At 70.9% G+C, this 17,750-nt stretch carries 13 protein-coding genes; 7 read left to right on the top strand and 6 right to left on the bottom strand.

All coding sequences use genetic code 11. The features are described from left to right. Positions 1 to 32 precede the first annotated feature (32 nt). The 4 genes from sucB to ACRAKF_RS01220 form a co-directional block, all read right to left on the bottom strand. The gene (gene sucB, locus ACRAKF_RS01235; RefSeq protein WP_447034796.1) at positions 33 to 1,313 is read right to left on the bottom strand and encodes a 2-oxoglutarate dehydrogenase, E2 component, dihydrolipoamide succinyltransferase; all 1,281 of its coding nucleotides are present in this window, start codon (positions 1,311 to 1,313) and stop codon (positions 33 to 35) included. Continuing rightward, on the bottom strand, positions 1,310 to 3,991 hold the full coding sequence (aceE, locus tag ACRAKF_RS01230; protein ID WP_447034795.1) for a pyruvate dehydrogenase (acetyl-transferring), homodimeric type: 2,682 nt from the start codon (positions 3,989 to 3,991) through the stop codon (positions 1,310 to 1,312). Before aceE ends, sucB begins: the two co-directional genes overlap by 4 nt. 335 nt (positions 3,992 to 4,326) lie before the next feature. Beyond that, positions 4,327 to 5,025, bottom strand: a complete 699-nt coding sequence (locus ACRAKF_RS01225; protein WP_447041738.1) for a DsbA family oxidoreductase — start codon at positions 5,023 to 5,025, stop codon at positions 4,327 to 4,329. A 14-nt stretch (positions 5,026 to 5,039) separates the two neighbouring features. Next, positions 5,040 to 5,711: a GntR family transcriptional regulator gene (locus ACRAKF_RS01220; RefSeq protein WP_447034794.1), complete on the bottom strand. Its 672-nt coding sequence runs from the start codon at positions 5,709 to 5,711 to the stop codon at positions 5,040 to 5,042. Positions 5,712 to 6,001: 290 nt separating this feature from the next. On the opposite strand from ACRAKF_RS01220, the gene ACRAKF_RS01215 reads away from it, so the two are divergent. Genes ACRAKF_RS01215 through ACRAKF_RS01195 form a run of 5 tightly spaced genes read left to right on the top strand, consistent with a single transcriptional unit; the run spans position 6,002 to position 9,629 of the window. Then, positions 6,002 to 7,156 (top strand): pyridoxal phosphate-dependent aminotransferase, encoded by a 1,155-nt coding sequence (locus tag ACRAKF_RS01215; protein WP_447034793.1) that lies wholly within the window; start codon positions 6,002 to 6,004, stop codon positions 7,154 to 7,156. Continuing rightward, on the top strand, positions 7,146 to 7,658 hold the full coding sequence (locus tag ACRAKF_RS01210; RefSeq protein ID WP_447034792.1) for a DUF6190 family protein: 513 nt from the start codon (positions 7,146 to 7,148) through the stop codon (positions 7,656 to 7,658). Before ACRAKF_RS01215 ends, ACRAKF_RS01210 begins: the two co-directional genes overlap by 11 nt. Continuing rightward, positions 7,645 to 8,481, top strand: coding sequence for a dihydrodipicolinate synthase family protein (locus ACRAKF_RS01205; RefSeq protein ID WP_447034791.1), 837 nt, complete (start codon positions 7,645 to 7,647; stop codon positions 8,479 to 8,481). The genes ACRAKF_RS01210 and ACRAKF_RS01205 overlap by 14 nt, the downstream gene beginning before the upstream one ends. A 56-nt stretch (positions 8,482 to 8,537) precedes the next feature. Then, entirely contained in the window at positions 8,538 to 9,377 is an 840-nt protein-coding gene (locus ACRAKF_RS01200; RefSeq protein ID WP_447034790.1) for an iron-containing redox enzyme family protein, read from the top strand. After that, positions 9,378 to 9,629, top strand: a complete 252-nt coding sequence (locus ACRAKF_RS01195) for a Rieske (2Fe-2S) protein (RefSeq protein WP_447034789.1) — start codon at positions 9,378 to 9,380, stop codon at positions 9,627 to 9,629. A gap of 78 nt (positions 9,630 to 9,707) precedes the next feature. Here the strand turns inward: ACRAKF_RS01195 and ACRAKF_RS01190 are convergent, their stop codons facing one another. Beyond that, on the bottom strand, positions 9,708 to 10,844 hold the full coding sequence (locus ACRAKF_RS01190) for a PQQ-dependent sugar dehydrogenase (protein ID WP_447034788.1): 1,137 nt from the start codon (positions 10,842 to 10,844) through the stop codon (positions 9,708 to 9,710). A 333-nt stretch (positions 10,845 to 11,177) separates the two neighbouring features. On the opposite strand from ACRAKF_RS01190, the gene ACRAKF_RS01185 reads away from it, so the two are divergent. Then, complete coding sequence (locus ACRAKF_RS01185; RefSeq protein ID WP_447034787.1) at positions 11,178 to 12,251, top strand: alkene reductase; 1,074 nt, start codon at positions 11,178 to 11,180, stop codon at positions 12,249 to 12,251. 51 nt (positions 12,252 to 12,302) lie between these two features. Here ACRAKF_RS01185 and ACRAKF_RS01180 read toward each other — a convergent pair whose 3' ends face one another. Next, on the bottom strand, positions 12,303 to 16,010 hold the full coding sequence (locus ACRAKF_RS01180) for an nSTAND1 domain-containing NTPase (RefSeq protein ID WP_447034786.1): 3,708 nt from the start codon (positions 16,008 to 16,010) through the stop codon (positions 12,303 to 12,305). Positions 16,011 to 16,139: 129 nt separating this feature from the next. Here ACRAKF_RS01180 and ACRAKF_RS01175 point away from each other — a divergent pair, with 129 nt between their 5' ends. After that, on the top strand, positions 16,140 to 17,708 hold the full coding sequence (locus tag ACRAKF_RS01175) for a glycosyltransferase family 39 protein (protein ID WP_447034785.1): 1,569 nt from the start codon (positions 16,140 to 16,142) through the stop codon (positions 17,706 to 17,708). Positions 17,709 to 17,750: the final 42 nt, after the last annotated feature.

Here is a 17,750-nt window from a genome sequence, read left to right as displayed (position 1 = left end):
GTAGGGGTGTTGGGAGGGGTACTGCGGTGGTGTTACAGGCCGAGCTCGACCTCGAACTCGCCGGCTTCCAGGATCGCCTTGACGGCGGTCAGGTAGCGGGCGGCGTCGGCTCCGTCGACCAGGCGGTGGTCGTAGGAGAGCGAGAGGTAGGTCATGTCCCGTACGGCGATGGTCTCGCCGAGGTCGGGGTGGTTGATGACCACCGGGCGCTTGACGGTGGCGCCGATGCCCAGGATGGCGGCCTGGTTCGGCGGCACGATGACCGTGTCGAACAGGGCGCCGCGGGAGCCGGTGTTGGAGATCGTGAAGGTGGCGCCCGACATGTCGTCGGGGGTGAGGCCACCGCCACGGGCCTTGCCGGCCAGCTCGGCGGTCTTCTTGGAGATGCCGGCGATGTTCAGGTCGCCCGCGCCCTTGATGACCGGGGTCATCAGGCCCTTCTCGGCGTCGACGGCGATGCCGATGTTCTCCGCGTCGAAGTAGGTGATGGTGCCTTCGTCGTCGTTGATCCGGGCGTTGACGACCGGGTGGGCCTTCAGTGCCTGGGCGGCGGCCTTGACGAAGAACGGCATCGGGGAGAGCTTGACGCCCTCGCGGGCGGCGAAGGCGTCCTTGGCCTTGGCGCGCAGCTTCATCAGCTTGGTGATGTCGACCTCGACGACCGAGGTGAGCTGGGCCTGCGAGTGCAGGGCCTTCATCATGTTGTCGCCGATGACCTTGCGCATGCGGGTCATCTTGACGGTCTGGCCACGGAGGGGGGAGACCTCCAGGGCCGGGGCCTTCGAGGCGGCGGCCGGTGCGGCCGGGGCCGGGGCGGCCTTCTTGGCCTCGGCGGCGGCGATGACGTCCTGCTTGCGGATGCGGCCGCCGACGCCGGAACCGGTGACCTCGGAGAGGTTCACGCCGTTCTCGGAGGCGAGCTTGCGCACCAGCGGGGTGACGTAGGCGCCGTCGTCGGCCGGGGTGGCCTGCGCCGGGGCGGCCGGAGCTGCCGGAGCGGCAGCGGCGGGAGCCGGCTGGGCCGGAGCCGCGGGGGCGGTCGGAGCGGCCGGAGTCGGGGCCGCACCGGGCGCACCGATGACGGCGAGCTTGGCGCCGACCTCGGCGGACTCGTCCTCGGCCACGACGATCTCGAGCAGCACGCCCGCGACCGGCGAGGGGATCTCGGTGTCGACCTTGTCCGTCGAGACCTCCAGGAGGGGCTCGTCGGCCGCGACCTCCTCGCCGACCTCCTTCAGCCAGCGGGTGACGGTGCCCTCGGTGACGGACTCACCGAGCGCCGGCAGGGTGATGACTTCGTCGGGCACGGTCATGCCTCCACCCCGTAGCGTGCGGCGGCCTGCCGTACTGTCTCCTGCTTGACTTCGCCACGCCGGGCAAGCGTGGCGAGAACGGCGACCACGAGGGAGGGGCCGTCCACACCGAAGTGGCGGCGGACGTTCTCCCGGCTGTCGGAGAGCCCGTAGCCGTCGGTGCCGATGGACATCCAGTCCTGCTCCACCCAGGGGCTGATCTGATCGGGCACCGCCCGCATCCAGTCGCTGACGGCGATCACCGGCCCGGGAGCACCGGCCAGCGCACGCGTGACGTACGGGACCCGGCCCCCGTCACCCTCGCCCGAGGTGGCCGCGCGGAGGTTCGCCGCCTCCGCGTCGAGCGCTTCGCGGCGCAGCTCCGTCCAGGACGGGGCGGACCACACGTCGGCCGCGACACCCCAGTCCTCGCGCAGGAGGTGCTGGGCCTCCAGGACCCAGTGGATGGCGGTGCCGGAGGCGAGGAGTTGCAGCCGCGGGGCGTCGGGGGCCGGATCCGCGGCCTCCTGGTAGCGGTACAGGCCCCGCAGGATGCCCTCTTCCACGCCCTCGCGGGACGGCATGGGCGGCTGGAGCTTCGACTCGTTGTAGACGGTGAGGTAGTAGAAGACGTCCTCGGCGTCCGGGCCGTACATGCGGCGCAGCCCTTCACGGACGATGACGGCGACTTCGTACGCGAACGCCGGGTCGTAGCTGATCGCGACCGGGTTGGTGGAGGCGATCAGATGCGAGTGCCCGTCGGCGTGCTGGAGCCCCTCGCCCGTCATGGTGGTGCGCCCCGCCGTCGCCCCGATGACGAAGCCGCGCCCCAACTGGTCGCCCAGCGCCCAGAACTGATCGGCCGTCCGCTGCCAGCCGAACATCGAGTAGAAGATGTAGAAGGGGATCATCGGCTCGGCGTGTGTCGCGTACGAGGTCGCCGCGGCCGTCAGCGAGGCCAGCGAACCGGCCTCCGTGATGCCTTCGTTGAGGATCTGCCCGTCCTTGGACTCCTTGTAGTAGAGGAGCTGGTCGCGGTCGACGGGGTCGTAGGTCTGGCCCACCGGCGAGTAGATCCCGGCCGAGGGGAAGAGCGACTCCATGCCGAAGGTGCGGGCCTCGTCGGGGACGATCGGCACCCAGCGCCTGCCGGTCTCCTTGTCCCGCATCAGGTCCTTCACCAGCCGGACGAACGCCATCGTCGTGGCGATCTCCTGGTTGCCCGAGCCCTTCTTCAGCGCGTCGAAGGGCTTCGCGGACGGCAGCGGCATCGGCTTGGGGACGATCCTGCGCGCCGGGGCCGGGCCACCGAGGGCCGCGCGGCGCTCCTGGAGGTACCTGACCTCGGGTGAGTCGGCTCCGGGGTGCCAGTAGGGGACCAGGGTGTCGTCCAGCGCCTTGTCGGGGATGGGGAGGTCGAGCAGGTCCCGCATGGCGCGGAACTCCTTGCCCGAGAGCTTCTTCATCTGGTGGTTGGCGTTGCGCGACTCGAAGCCGGGGCCGAGGGTCCAGCCCTTGACCGTCTGGACCAGCACCACCGTGGGGGCGCCCTTGTGCTCCAGGGCGGCCCGGTAGGCGGCGTACACCTTGCGCGGCTCGTGGCCGGCCCGCGAGGTGCCGACGATCTCTTCGAGGCGGGCGTCGCTCAGCCGCTCCGCGAGCGGGGCGAGAGCGGGGTCCGCGCCGAGGAACCGCTCGCGGATGTACGCGCCGTCGCGCGCCGCGAAGGTCTGGAACTGGCCGTCGGGGACGCTCCCGAGCCGGCGGACCAGGGCGCCGTCGGTGTCCTCGGCGAGCAGCCCGTCCCAGTCCTGCCCCCACAGGGACTTGACGACGTTCCAGCCGGCCGCGCGGAACTGCCGCTCCAGCTCCTGCACGATCTTGAAGTTGCCGCGTACGGGGCCGTCGAGGCGCTGGAGGTTGCAGTTGATGACGAAGGTGAGGTTGTCCAGGCCCTCCCGCGCGGCCAGTGCGAGGGCCGCCGTCGACTCGGGTTCGTCCATCTCGCCGTCGCCGAGGAACGCCCACACGTGTGAGCCCGAGGTGTCCTTGATGCCGCGGTTGGTGAGGTAGCGGTTGAAGCGCGCCTGGTAGATCGCCGACAGCGGGCCGAGGCCCATGGAGACGGTCGGGAACTCCCACAGCCAGGGCAGCCGGCGGGGGTGTGGATAGGAGGGCAGACCGTCGCCTCCCGCCTCCTGGCGGAAGCGGTCCATCTGGCCCTCGCTCAGGCGGCCGTCGAGGAAGGCGCGGGCGTAGACGCCGGGGGAGGCGTGGCCCTGGACGTAGAGCTGGTCACCGGAGCCGTCCCCCTCCTTGCCGCGGAAGAAGTGCTGGAAGCCCACCTCGTAGAGCCAGGCCGCCGAGGCGAAGGTGGCCATGTGCCCGCCGAGACCGCCGCGTTGGTTGCCGCGCGTCACCATCGCGGCCGCGTTCCAGCGGTTCCAGGCGGTGATCTTCCGTTCCATCTCCTCGTCGCCGGGGTAGGCCGGTTCGGCGGCGGTGGGGATGGTGTTGATGTAGGGCGTTTCCAGGAACGGCGGAAGGTCGATTCCGGTGCGCCGCGCGTGTTCGTTGATGCGCTGGAGAAGCTGTACGGCCCGTTGCGGGCCGCCGAAGCCGACGGCCGCGTCGAGGGAGTCGCACCATTCGGCGACCTCGGACGGGTCCTTGTCGGGAAGTTGGTCGAGCTGGGACACGGATGATCCCCTTTCGCGTTCCTGGGTAAGGAGTCGGGCTGCCACGGTTTGCCGTGGCAGCCCGGTGAGCGGGGCCGGATGTACGGGTGGTCCGGCCGGTGTACGAGGGCGGCGATGCACGCCCCGCTGACGCCGCTTCCGTATCGCACGCACTATTTCGTCATGCGGAAGCTTGTTTCCGTGATCCAGAACGTAAGAGCCGCCGATAGGTGCAGTCAACACCTACTGGTGGGTAATGAGCGATGATCGATCATTTCTCACGATGCGAGATACCGGAGATTTCTTCGCTGCCCCGGGGTGCCGCTCGGGGATCACCCTGTGGATCACCCGGCGGATCACCCTGCGGCCCGGCGGAGCAACTCCTCATAGACCGCGGGCTCGTTCCCGGTCACCACGGGGAACCCGGTCCCGTACCGACCGTGCCAACGGGCCGTCACGCCGGGGTTGGCGCAGTCGGAGCCGTCGGGCAGATACAGGTGTGGACTGCACTGGACCTGGTGCTCACGGGCGCACGCGAAGTCCCGCGTGATCGCCTGGCGTGCCCGCCCGTCGTCCAGGCCCTCGGCGATACGGGCTGCGTCGACGCCCGGCGTCTCCTCGGCCACGTCCAGCACCACGGCACGGGCGCCGATGGACCGGCTCTCGGCCCAGAAGGCCTTGCGCAGGGCGAGGTCCAGCCGCTCGGAGGCCTCCAGGCTCTCCTCCTTGGCCAGCTGGACGGCTTCCAGCGCCGGCAGTGAGGAGGAGGGGAACTTCCAGTCCGGCGCCCGCCACAGCTGCCAGCCGGCGTCGGGCTCGATGTGCGCCACCCCGCCGACCTCGGAGTCCGTGCCCGGCCGGGGGCTCGGCCCGTTGTTGAACAGCTCCAGAGGGAACGCCCGATGGTCGAAGCGGACGCGCTCCTGGAGGCCCAGCCTGGCCCGCGTCGTGTGCAGCCGGTACAGCGCCACGTGGGCGAACGAGCACCAGATGTCGGAGAACACGGTGATGGTGCCCGGCGCGACCTGATCGCGCGGGTGCGGGGTGGTGGTCATGGCATTCCTGGTGGTCATGGCATTCCTATCGGTTTGTGTGCGTACTCCAGGACGTGCAGTTCGAGCATGCGTCCCACGTAGGGGTCCTGGCGTCGGAAGGCGTCCACGATGGCGATGTGGTCCTCGGCGTTCTCGTGCAGTTCGGTGCGCAGCCACTTCAGGGAGAGGCGGGTCCACAGTTCGATGGCCAGGGACTCCCAGTTGCGCAGCAGCACCTCGTTCCCGGCGGACCGGACGATCTCCCTGTGGAACTCGACGGCGCAGTGGATCTGCAGATCGGAGTCACCGTCCTGCGCCGCCCGGTGCAGCAGGTCCAGATGGGGCTCCAGCTCCGACACGTCCCCGCCGAGTCGCTGCACGGCCAACTGGCCCGCGAGGCGCTCCAGGGCGGCGCGCACCGGATAGACCGCGGCGAGATAGTCCGGGGTCAACTCGCGCACGCGGGCGCCCTTGTTGGGGATCATGTCCACGAGCTGCATGGCCTGGAGGTCGCGCAGCGCTTCCCGCACGGGGCCGTGGCTGACGTCGAGCTCCTGGGCGATGTGGCGCTCGATGATGCGGTCGCCCGGCCGCCATCGGCCGTTGAGCAGGCCGTCAAGCAGGGTGCGCCGCACCTGTTCGCTCAGGGGGACACGTTTCAACGAGGCGGCGGACGCCGGGAAATCGGTGACTCTCTCACCTGGCATGGGAACTCCGGTCGGAACTGGCATGGGGTCGACAAAGGGTTGAGCGATGATCGATCATCGTCTAACGTACGTCACGGTGGTCACGCCGCACCAGGTTCACAACCCTTTGAGGCACACCCTGTTGCGGCCCAGCCGGGTGCGGGCCCGGCTCCTCCCCGCGGATGACGCGCGTTTCCGAGCAGATCTCGACCACTCTTCCCGACACCGACGCCTTCGAGCGGACCCTGTCGCCGTGCCGTGCGGGCACGCCCCGGGCCCCTCCGCGTCGCCTTCTTCCCCCAAGGAATCCTGTGACCGAGCAGCTTCTCGACCTCACTCAGCACGAGATCCAGGCACTGAAGACCCGGTTCAACCTCGCCGACGCCCACACCCACCAGCAGCAGTCCCCGGGCCAGCGCGACATCGTCCAGGCCCTGCCCGCCCTCTGGTACGAAGCCGAGGAGAGCCGCCAGGTGGACCTGGAGGACCGCTTCAAGGAGGTCTTCTTCCGGCTGCACGGCCAGAACAGCGTGCGTGCGGAGAGCACGATGCTCTCCTACGCGGCCTCCATCTCCACGCTGGTCGCGGGCATGTACCTGCGGCGCAACGACATCAGCGTCAGCCTCGTCGAGCCCTGCTTCGACAACCTGCCCGACGTCCTGCGCAACGTCGGCGTCAACCCGGTGCCGATCCCGGAGGACGCCCTGCATGACGTCGACCACATCTACGACCGCCTCGCCGAGGCCGTCACCACCGACGCGCTCTTCCTGGTGGACCCCAACAACCCCACCGGATTCTCGCTGCTCAGCCACGGCCGCAAGGGCTTCGAGGAAGTCATCCGCTACTGCGTCGACCACGACAAGCTCTTCGTCGTCGATCTCTGCTTCGCGGCCTTCGCCCTCGCCGACCCGCGCTTCGGCCGGTTCGACCTCTACGAACTCCTCGACACCTCCCAGGTGCGCTACATCGCCCTGGAGGACACGGGCAAGACCTGGCCGCTCCAGGACGCCAAATGCGCCCTGCTCACGTGCAGCCGGGACCTCCACGAGGAGGTCTACAACATCCACACCAGCGTGCTGCTCGACGTCTCGCCGTTCGTCCTCAACTTCCTCGCCCGCTACGTCGAGGACTCCATCGAGGACGGCATGACCTCGGTGCGCGACGTCATCACCCGTAACCGCGAGACCGCCCTGAAGACCCTGGAGGGCAGCCTCCTGGAACACCTGGACCCCACGGTCAACGTCAGCGTCGCGTGGTTCCGGATCACGGACGACGAGGTCAAGGCGACCGAACTCCAGGCACACCTGACGCAGTACGAGGTCTACGTCCTGCCCGGCACCTACTTCTACTGGAACGAGCCGGAGCGCGGCGAGCGGTACGTCCGCATCGCGCTCGCCCGGGACCCGCAGGAGTTCGCGGCCTCCCTCACCCGCCTGCGCGAGGCGGTGGACAGCTATGCCGCGTGACGTCTACGTGGACGCGTCGCTGTTCATGGGGATGCACAGCACCGATCCGGTGGTCCGCGCCTCCTGCGCCGCGTTCTTCGCCGAACACCTGCACCGGCCGGTCGTGATGACGTACGAGGAAGTCGGCCGCTGCGACGACGTGGTGTGGAGCTACCCACGCCACGAGCAGGACGTCTACTACCCCTTCATGGACGTGCTGCACTCCCTCATGCCGATCCGGCGGCGCGCCTACACCACCGCCGACTGGCAGGCGCTGGCCCAGTTACCCGCCCGCGCCGACACCCTGGAGCTCCGTGAGCGGATGCTGCTGGCGTCCGTACTGGCCGCCGAGGGCGAGCTGGTCACCGTGAACCCCCGCCTCACCGCCCTCACCGACGAGGGAGTGCCGGTGCGCACCCCGCGCAGGGCGAGCGGCGACGTGCGCTTCGACGACGCCGACGACGTACTCGACGCCCTGTACCGCACGTCCCTGACACTGGAGGTCGACCATGCCGCAGTCTGAAACCCCCGCAGACCCGTTCGCCGCCGTGGAGCGGCTGAAGCGGCTGCGCGGCGTCGTGGTCCCGCTGGTCACGCCCGTCGACGAGCAGCGCAAGGTGTGCGGGCGGAGCGTGGCCCGGCTGATGGACGGCCTCCGGGGCAAGGTCACGGGATACATGCCGGCGCTCAGCACCGGCGAGGGCTGGAAGCTCTCCCTCAAGCAGTGGATCGACATCGTGCACCTGACCGTCGAGCACGCCGAAGGCGCCCCGGTGCTCGCCGGGATCGAGGTCGGGCGGCCCGCAGGCATCCTCGCGCGGGCCGCGCTCGCCGAGGCCCTGGGCGCCGACGCGATCGTGGTGCCTCCGCCGTTCCCGGCCGCCGACATCCCCTGCCCCACGCTCGTCGAGCACTTCCGCGAGATCCTCGCCAAGAGCCCGCTGCCCGTCTTCGTCTACCACGAGAACGCGGTCTCCAAGATGGACCTCGACGTGACCGCGCTGCGCGAGGTGTGCGCGCTGCCGGGTGTCATCGGCGTCAAGGAGTCCAGCGGCGACACGCAGTTCACCAAGGAACTGCTGGCCGAAGAGGTGCCCGTGCCGGTCTTCCAGGGCTGGGAGCACCAGATCGCCGACGTGCCCGGCGTCCAGGGGTTCGTCGGCCCGCTGGCCAACCTCGAACCCGGCACCTGCGAGGAGGCGGTGACGTCCTTCTCCCGCGTGAGCCAGGAGCGCGTCGACGCGCTCTCCGAGCAGTACGACCTGCTGGCGGACGACTGGTACCTCCACGTCAAGACCGAGCTGGTCCGGCGCGGAGTCATCGACACCGCGCTGGCCGTCGGCTGAACCGCGGCCCCACTCACCGCCCACCCCTCCACCTCCCCTTGCGAAGGAGCGCCCCAGTGACAGCGAACCCCACCCTGGAACGCACCGCGGGCAGCCGCCTGTTCGTCCTCAACCGCACCATCCCCAGCCCCGAGGAGCTACGTGAACTGCATCAACTCGAAGAGCGCCTGATCGTCTCCCGCGTCCGCGAGATCGAGAACGCCGCGCCGGACCTGCCGGACCGTGCGGCGCTCGGCCGGCAGATGAAGGAACTGCTCAAGGCCGAAGAAGCCGACCCGCCGGAGTTCGAGCGCGTCATGGCGGAGGACCTCGACCTGAACCAGTTCAAGGAGGTCGTCGCGCAGTTCGCGGTGGACGGCCTGACCGAGTCCGAGTCCTTCCTGCCGATCGTCTGGCGGCTCCCCAGGAAGGCCAAGATGGCCGTTTTCCGGGTGCTCATCGACGAGTTCGGCTGCGGAAACCTCGACCAGGCGCACTTCAACATCTACCGCGACCTGATGACCGAACTGGACATGTCCCTGGAGGTCGAGGAGTATCTCGACCGCACGAGCGAGGAGACGTACGCGTACGTCAACACGTTCTTCTGGGCGGCTGCCCGGGCGCCGCGTCCCGAGTACTTCCTCGGCACGCTCTGCTACCTGGAATCCAGCATCCTCTACGCCTTCAAGTGCTTCGCCACGGCGGCGCGGCGGCTCGGCCTCAAGGGCGCTCGCTACTACACGGAGCACCTGCACATCGACCACTTCCACGCCAAGGAACTCCAGGTGGCGATCCGGGAGTTCGACGCCGAGGCCGACCTTCAACCGGTCAAGGTCTGGGCCGGGTTCAAGATGGCCAGTGAAGTCATCGGCGGCGCCACCGAGGCGGCGGTCGCCTCCGCACTCAGGGCGGCCTGAGTGAGCGACGCCACCATCGAGCAGGTGGGTGAGGACAAGCTGCGCGTACGGGTCAACGGCCGGGAATTCGAGGTCGACGCGGCCTGCCCGCACCGCAAGGGCTTTCTCGCCCACGGCCATGTCAATGCCGCGCGGCTGCGGATCAGCTGCCCACTGCACCACTCCAGCTTCTCCCTGGAGACGGGCGAGGCGATCACCGGGCCGACGGAGCGCCGCCTGTGCACGCGGGAGATCACCCCGCCCACCGACTGACGGCCACGGTCGTCGCCGGGCGGCGTGCCCCGAACCACCTTCCGGGCACGCCGCCCCCTGACCTTCACCCGGTGGCTGTCACGCCGGGTCGATGCGGAAGACGCTGCCGCCTATGTCGAGGACGTACAGCTCGCCCCTGCCGTCCTGCGCGAACGAGATGACCTCGCCCCCGCCGGCTCCCAGGTCGTTCACACCGGTCACTTCGCCGTTGCGCATCTCCAGGGAGCGCATGGTGCCGTCGCAGTAGTCGCTGAACACGTACTGACCCGTGAGGTCCGGGATGGCCTTGCCCCGGTAGACGAAACCGCCGGTCACCGAGCATCCAAGGCCGGTCCGGTCGTACTCGTGGATCGGCGGCGTGTGGTTCGCGGGCTCCGTGCCGCCCCGGAAGGGGTGGGTGCCCTCCATCTGGGACCAGCCGTAGTTCTCGCCGCCTTCGCTGCTCGCCGGGGCCCGGTCGATCTCCTCCCAGGCGCTCTGGCCGACGTCCCCGATCATCAGGTCGCCCGTACCGGAGTCGAAGGAGAACCGCCACGGGTTGCGCAGCCCGTACGCCCAGATCTCGTCCTTGGCCTTCGGGTCGCCCACGAACGGGTTGTCCCGCGGAATCGCGTACGGTTTGCCGCCGCTCGGGTCGATCCGCACCATCTTGCCGAGCAGCGTGTCGAGGTTCTGCCCGTTGCCGTGCGGGTCACCGCCGGAGCCGCCGTCGCCGAACGCGATGTAGAGGTAGCCGTCAGGGCCGAACTTGATGTCACCGCCGTTGTGGTTCGCGTACGGCTGCGTCTGGGTGAGGACGGTGCGCCGGGTACTCATCCGGATCTTGCCGTTCCGCACGGCGATCTCGTCCACCGTGCTGGTGCCTTCGAGGTCGGTGTACGAGATGTAGAGATGAGTGAAGTCCGGGTCGAACGCGATGCCCAGCAGGCCGCGTTCACCGTCGGTGGTGGTCTCGCGGGAAATGTCGAGGACGGGGTCGCTGAGCTTTTTCCCCTTCAAAATCCGTACGGTGCCCGCCCGTTCGGCCAACCAGACGGTGCGGCCCGGTCCTGCGGTACCGGCGGTCGGATTCTTGGCCGTGGCTACTTTGGTGAGCGCGACCTTGGCTGCCTGCCGGGGTGTGGCGGGTTCGTCGGCGGACGCCGTGGTCAGGGCGAGAGACGCGACGAGACAGAGCGTGCCGATGATCGCCGAGCTTCTGGTGTGAACTCTCACCGTGATCCTCCTGGAGGCGGCGATTGGGGGATTCACCCGGCTGCCGGACAGTGGGATGGGGGCGCTGCCCGTACCAGCACGCAACGTGGGTGGGGGGAGGGGTGCCACTGGTTACGCATGAGGGTACTGGGGAGCCCAGGCCTGGTACAGACCATGAACGCGGGTATCTCGGGAGCCGTGCCCGCGTATCCCGCGGTGCCCACCGCACCGGCCCCTGTGGTGCACCCCACACGGCTCCGCGCAGTCCACCGGTTGCCTCTGACATTGGTGTCAGGTTTTAGCGTGCTCATGCGCTTCGAGATCCGGAGCACAGACGTACGTGAGGACCACGACATGCCGTCTCTTTTCAGCGACTTCCGCCTCGGCGAGCTCGTCCTGCCCAACCGGACCGTCATGGCGCCCATGAGCCGCGTCCGGGCCGCCGCCGGCGGTCTGGCCACCCCCTCGATGGCCACCTACTACGCGCAGCGCGCCACGGCCGGTCTGATCGTCACGGAAGGCGTCCAGCCCAGCCTGGTGGGACAGTCCAACCCGGGCACGCCCGGCCTGCACACCGACGAGCAGACTGATTCCTGGCGGCAGGTGACCGACGCGGTCCACATAAACGGCGGACGCGTCTTCGCCCAGATCATGCACGGCGGCCGGGTCTCGCACCACGAGACCACGGGCCTGCAGCCGGTCGGCCCGTCGGCCGTCCCCGGCGAGGGCAACGTGTTCACCCCCAGCGGCCCGCAGCCGATGCCCGTGCCGCGGGCGCTTGGGACCGACGAGGTTTCCGATCACGCCGGGTCCTACGCCGACGCCGCCCGACGCGCCGTCGACGCGGGCTTCGACGGGGTCGAACTGCACGGTGCCAACGGCTACTTGATCTCCCAGTTCCTGTCGTCCAACGCCAACCTGCGCGACGACCGGTACGGCGGCTCGGTCACCAACCGGATCCGTTTCGCCGTCGAGGCAGCCGCCGCCACCGCCGAAGCCGTGGGCGCCGCCCGCACCGGCATCCGCCTGTCACCCGGCGGCGGTTTCTGGGGTGTGACGGAGGACGACGCGGCCGAACTGAACGTCGCCCTGCTGACGGAACTCGCCCGCCTCGACCTCGCCTACGTGCACCTGGAGGCCACCACCGACGAGGACACTCTCGTCCGGCTGCGCAAGACCTGGCAGGGCACCCTGATCGTCAACCCCAGCGTGCCCGGTGGCCCGAAGCAGGCCGGGCGGGCGGAGGCCGACCACTGGCTGGGCCTGGGCGCCGACCTGATCGCTTTCGGCCGCGGTTTCCTCGCCAACCCCGACCTGGTCGAGCGCCTGCGCACCGGCCTGCCCCTCGCACCCGTCGACGAGAACACCTTCTACCAGGGTGGCGACGCCGGCTACCTCACCTACCCGACGTACCAGCACACAGCCTGACCGACACCGAACCGGCCTACCCCGGCCGATCCGTCGTCGCGTCCCGCTGCGTCAGCAGGTCCGCCGGTATCCCACCGAGGGCAGATAGGTGTGCCACTCCCCGCGTCCGAGCCCGCCCCGAACCCGCGCGCAGACGTCACGGGCGGCACGGCCGGGGTCGACGAGCAGACGGCGGCTCGCGGTGTGCGGTGTGGCGACGCGCACCTCGCTCCCGGTGAAGCCGATGGCGAGGACGGGCCCGTCCGCCGCCGGGTACGCGGCACCGGGAAGGCCGGGCGTGTCCGTCTCCCAGACACGCACCGTGCCGTCGGCTGCGCCCGCCGCCAGGTAGCGGCCGTCGGCGGAGAACTCCAGCACGGGTGCGCCGCCCGCGTCCCAGGAACCGGCGGCGAGTACGCCGAGAGGGCGGGTGCCGCGCGCGTTCCACAGGGTGATTCTGCCGTCGTCATCCGCGACCGCGAGGTGGCGGCCGTCAGGACCGAAGACCGCGGCGGCCACCTCGTCCTCGCCGTGCAGCACCCGCGAGGAGCGTCCGCTCGGTACATCGACGAGGTTGCCGTCCCAGGTCAGCAGGCTCCGGCCATCGGGCGCCAGCGTGCTGGAGGCCCCGGAGGTGGGGTGCAAGGCGCGCACGCGTTCCTTCTTCCCGTCGGCCTTCCAGACTCCGACTCGCCGGTCGTCGTTGTTCCGTGCGGTGAGGGGTACCCCCGAGACGACGACGGGCCCCCTACCGGCAGGGACGGCCAGGCTGTCCGCGTCGGCCGGCACGGTGGCGGCCTGCCCCGTCGCCCGCCCCCGGGTGAGATCCCAGAGCCGCACTGTCGTTCCGCGCTCGCCGTCGGCCCCGTACGCGAGTACGGTGCCGGCCCGCGAGTACACCGGGCCGCGCGCACACTCTTCGCAGGTCCCACCCGGCAGCCAGTCGGTCACCCGGCCGCCGCGCGCGTCGCGCAGCTGGAACCGCCAGTCGTGGCCGCGCCGTTGTGCGGCGGCGAGGGTGCGGCCGTCGGGGGCGAACCGCGCGGACTTGAGCGGGTGCTCCAGTGGCTCCGCCGACAGCGCCTGGCGTATGTCGAGCGTCCGTACGACTCCGCCGGCCCGGTAGCGGATGACCCCATCGGCCGCGTCCATGCGGACATCGTCGGCGCTGCGGTCGTCGACGGGATGGGTGGCCAGGGGAGCGGCAGGAGACGCGGTGGCCCACAGCGAGATCTGCCGTCCCGCCATGGTGAGCGCGAAGGCGCCGTCCGCGCTGAACCCGAACTCGACGCCGGAACGCGGATGTGTCCGGGAAGCGGGCAGCGCGATGCGGGGACGCTGGCGTCCCGAACGCAGCTCCCGGGTACGGATGCCGTCCCCGGCCACGACGGCCAACCCGCGACCGTCGGGCGTGAAGGTGAACTCGTCCCCGTGACACGCCTGCCTCCCGAACGCGGTGGGCCAGGTGACCGGCAGGCGCCGCCCGGTGGCGACCTCCTCCACGACCAGCTTGCCGCCGTTCACCGAGCACGTCGCCAGGTTGCGGCCGTCAGGACTCAGCCGCGGGAAGGGCCCGTCTTCGTGACGTACACCGGTCTCGTGCAGCTTCCGCTGCCGCCGTATGTCCCACACCTGGACGGTGACGCCCCCACGCGCCCTCTCACGGATGACGAACGTGCGCCCGCCGGGCCCGAAGCGCCCGTCCACGTCCGTGCGACGGGCCGTCCCGAACGCCTTGCCGAGAGGTCGCCCCCGGACCAGGTCCCCCACGACGAAGCCGCGTTCGCCGTGGTGGGCGACCATGCGCCCGTCGTCGCTGACGTCGGCATAGTACGTGTGGATGCCTGGCACCTCGCGCACGTCGATGCGGCGGCCTCGGCGGACGTCCCACCGGGTGACGCGGTCGCGCGCCACGGTGGTCAGGATGCGGCCGTCCGCGCTGAGGGCGCGCGGCGCGTTCGCCGCGTCACCGCCGTCCGCGCCGGAGAAGGCGGCGAGCTCCCGCTGCGCCGCCGCCGAGAGCACCGCCTCCCGGGTCTCCGGCACGTCCGCGATCCGCCAGGCCGCGACGCCCAGCCGCATGGAGGTGACCGGATCGGAGGTACGCAGTGTCCGGGCGACACCCACGATGCGGCGCGCTTCCGCCTCATCGCGTTGGCGCAGCCCGTCGCGGTTCTGCTGCCAGGCCACGGCGCCCGCCACGGCAGCAAAACACAGCAGTACGGCGAGGGCGGACAGCAGCGCGCGGCCCCTTCGGGCTGTCCGGCTCCGGGCGCGCAGGGCCCGCTCGTGCGCGTCGACCGCCGCCGTCAGGAACTCCCCCTCCAGGGCCGTCAACACCGGCACCCCACCGCACGCGACGCCACCGGCCCCGCCGAACGCCTCCCGCGCCCGCGCCAGTCGTTCCCCCCGGTACAGCGCCCCGGGGTCTCGCCGCAGCTCCTGCCATCCGTGGGCCGCCTCCGTCAGCGCCCGGTGCAGCCGCAGTCGCTCCCGGTCGGCGTCGATCCAGGCGCGCAGCCGGGGCCACGCGGTGAGCAGCGCCTCGTGGGCCAGGTCGACCGTCGTCCCGTCGGCCGTCAACAGGCGCGCCGCCACGAAACGTTCCAGTAAGGCGTCACAGCCGGGCGGCAGTTCGGCCCGGTCCACAGGGCGCCGCGTGTCCTGGGCGCCGACGCCCGGGGTCACCATCCGCAGCAGCAACAGCCTGGCCGTCGCGGCTTCCGCCTCGTCCAGGCGCTTGTACAGTTCCTCGGCCGTGTGCGCGACGGCGCCGTGCACTCCTCCGATCGCGTCGTACGCCGCCAGAGTCAGGGTCTTGCCGCTGCGGCGCCGCCACACCTCGCGCAGCGCGTGCGCCATGAGCGGCAGGCCACCCGGCTCACCAGCACACTGGGCGACGATTTTCGCCGTCAACGCGCGCTCCACGATCAGGCCTTCGGCCGCCGCCGGGCGCACCACGGCCTCACGCAGCCGTCCCGGCGGCATCGGGCCGACGAGGAAACCCGCATCGCCGAGCACCTCCGCGAGGGCGGCGTGCTCGACGCACCGGCCGTAGAAATCGGCACGCACGGCGAGAACGACCCTGAGGCGGCTGCCCGGGTCGCGCGCGGTGAGCAACTGAGCGAGGAAGGCGTCGCGTTCGTCGGTGTCGTGGCAGAGGGAGAAGACTTCCTCGAACTGGTCGACGACCAGGAGGGTATCGCCCGCGCCGCGAGCCGGGGCGAAGAGGGCGCGGTGGGTACCGGCGGGGCGGTCACCCGGCGTGAGGACGCGGATCGCGGCGGGCCGCGCGGCGACCGTCACCTCGCCCAGGGCCGGGATCAGCCCCGCGCGCAGCAGCGACGACTTGCCGCTGCCGGACGCGCCGATCACCGCCGCCACCCGATGGCGTCCGGTGAGATCCACCAGGGCGGCGACCAGGTCGTCACGCCCGTGAAAGCGGGCCCGGTCGGCGGTGCCGAAACGGGCGAGTCCGGGATAGGGAGATGTCCCGACGTCCGTGTCGCGTGCGGCGTCCTTCGCCACCGCCTCGTACCAGCGCCGCTCCCAGGCGTCGCCGTCGCCCTCGCAGGCCGCCACGTAGGCGCGCAGCACGGGCAGCGAGGGCAGTCGGTCACCGGCGGCAGCCGCGGAAAGGGTGGGCGCGGAGTAGGAGACGCGCCGCGCCATCACGCGATAAGTGGGGCTGCCCGCGTCGACGCGGAGCTTGCGCAACTCGTACGCGAAACGCTGCACCGGGCCCGCCGTCGGCTCCAGCGGCTTCTCACGACGCCCCACCGTGCCCTGCCCTCCCTCGCGCCCTGTCCTCCGTCGCGCCCCCGGCCGAGGACCGAACCACGCTAGCAATTGATCGGCGCGCCGGAACAGGGCTGCCCATCAATCCCCGGGCCGCTGAACTCGACCTTCTTGGCCCGCTTCCGGGCCCGGAGCAGTCGGCCACACGATCCGCAGCGCACGCACGGGGAGCCCGCCATCACCACCAAGGCCCAGCAGTACGCCGAACCCGCCCGCTCGACCTCACCCGGCCGACCCGCGCCACCCGCCGCCGCGCGCGGCCACCTGCTCACCACCGTGGCACCCGTCCTGCTCCTCTGCCTGCTGCTCGGCTGCTGGGGGCTGCGCCGTCGGGGCAGCATGTGGCGGGACGAGACGGTGACTTACGACCTCGCCCGGCGACCACTGGCGGGCCTGTGGCAGACCCTCGGCGACGCCGACGCCGTCCACGGCCTGTACTACCTGATCATGCACGGACTCTTCCGCCTGTTCCCCGACGCGGACCCACTGCTCGTGCTGCGCGTCCCCGGCCTCCTGGCCATGGGGGCGGCCGCCGCCGGCGTGGCGCTGGTCGGGCTGCGGCTCGCGGGGCCCCGGGCCGGGTTGTTCGCCGGAATCGTCTTCACGGCACTGCCGGCGGTGCAACGCCACGCGCAGGAAGGACGCTCGTACGCGATGGTGTGCGCGCTGGTGATCTGGGCGACGTACCTCCTGCTCCTGGCGCTGCCCCCAACACCGGGCCGGCGTGCACGGCCGAGGTGGATCGGCTACGGCACGCTGATGCTGCTCGCGTGCCTGATCCACGAGTTCGCGGTGTTCGCCCTGCCCGCACACGCGGTGACGGTGCCCCGCGGCGCACGGCGGCCCTGGGCCATGGCCGCCGGTGCGGTGACGGCGGGGGTGGCGCCGTTGGCCGTGGTGAGCCATCGCCAGCAGGACCAGGTGAACTGGCTGCACTTCGACGTGGTCGGGTACGCGGGGGCGGCCGGACTCTGCGCTCTGGGCGCGTACTGTGCCGTGCTGCTGCGAAAATGGACGGCGGGGCAGGGATTCGCTGTCATCAGGCCCGCCACGGCGCTGCTCATCATGCCCACCTCGCTGCTCATGCTCCTCGCCTTCGTCAAGCCGCTGTTCACGGAGCGCTACGTCCTGTACGGCATGGCAGGCGCCGCCCTGCTCCTGGGCGCACTGCTCGACCGGGCCCTGGCCGGCGGCCGCCGCCGTGCCGCGTCAGCCGTGGCCGTCGCGAGCGCGGGACTCGTGGCGTTGATCCCGGTGACCCTGGAACTGCGGACCCCCGGCGGCCGTCTGGACGACGCCGTCGCCGCCGGGCACGCCATCCGTACGGCGGGCAGGCCGGGCGACGCCGTGGTGTACATGCCGCTGCGACGCAGGGTGTGGTCGCTGGCGGTGCCCGGCGCCACCGCGGGCCTGCGGGACATCGCCCTGGACCGGAGCCCGGCCGCCTCAAACACCTTGTACGGCACGGAGATCCCCGCCCATGCCATCCGCAGCCGGATGAGCGCTGAGCCGCGGATCGTGCTCGTCACGGATCCATCGGGCAGGACGAGCGACCGGATCGAGCGGGAGACGGTGAAGCGCCGCGTCATCGACAGCCGCTTCGACAAGTGCCGGTCCTGGCACGTCCAGGGCGCACGCGTCACCCTCTACGCGCGCCGCGGCCACTGTGTCAGCCGGTAAGCGTGGTTGTGGGTGGCTTGCGCGATTGCGCGCGTTCTCTAC

Source organism: Streptomyces sp. DSM 118878, from assembly GCF_052936595.1.
Note: the sequence above shows the minus strand (reverse complement) of the source record. Positions and strands in the feature narration are given on the sequence as shown.

What these genes read in the sequence shown, in the direction of transcription:
- sucB (WP_447034796.1), bottom strand. Translation starts at nt 1,313, where the DNA reads ATGACCGTGCCCGACGAAGTCATCACCCTGCCGGCGCTCGGTGAGTCC.
- ACRAKF_RS01225 (WP_447041738.1), bottom strand. Translation starts at nt 5,025, where the DNA reads ATGACCACCACCCCGCACCCGCGCGATCAGGTCGCGCCGGGCACCATC.
- ACRAKF_RS01220 (WP_447034794.1), bottom strand. Translation starts at nt 5,711, where the DNA reads ATGCCAGGTGAGAGAGTCACCGATTTCCCGGCGTCCGCCGCCTCGTTG.
- ACRAKF_RS01210 (WP_447034792.1), top strand. Translation starts at nt 7,146, where the DNA reads ATGCCGCGTGACGTCTACGTGGACGCGTCGCTGTTCATGGGGATGCAC.
- ACRAKF_RS01205 (WP_447034791.1), top strand. Translation starts at nt 7,645, where the DNA reads ATGCCGCAGTCTGAAACCCCCGCAGACCCGTTCGCCGCCGTGGAGCGG.
- ACRAKF_RS01185 (WP_447034787.1), top strand. Translation starts at nt 11,178, where the DNA reads ATGCCGTCTCTTTTCAGCGACTTCCGCCTCGGCGAGCTCGTCCTGCCC.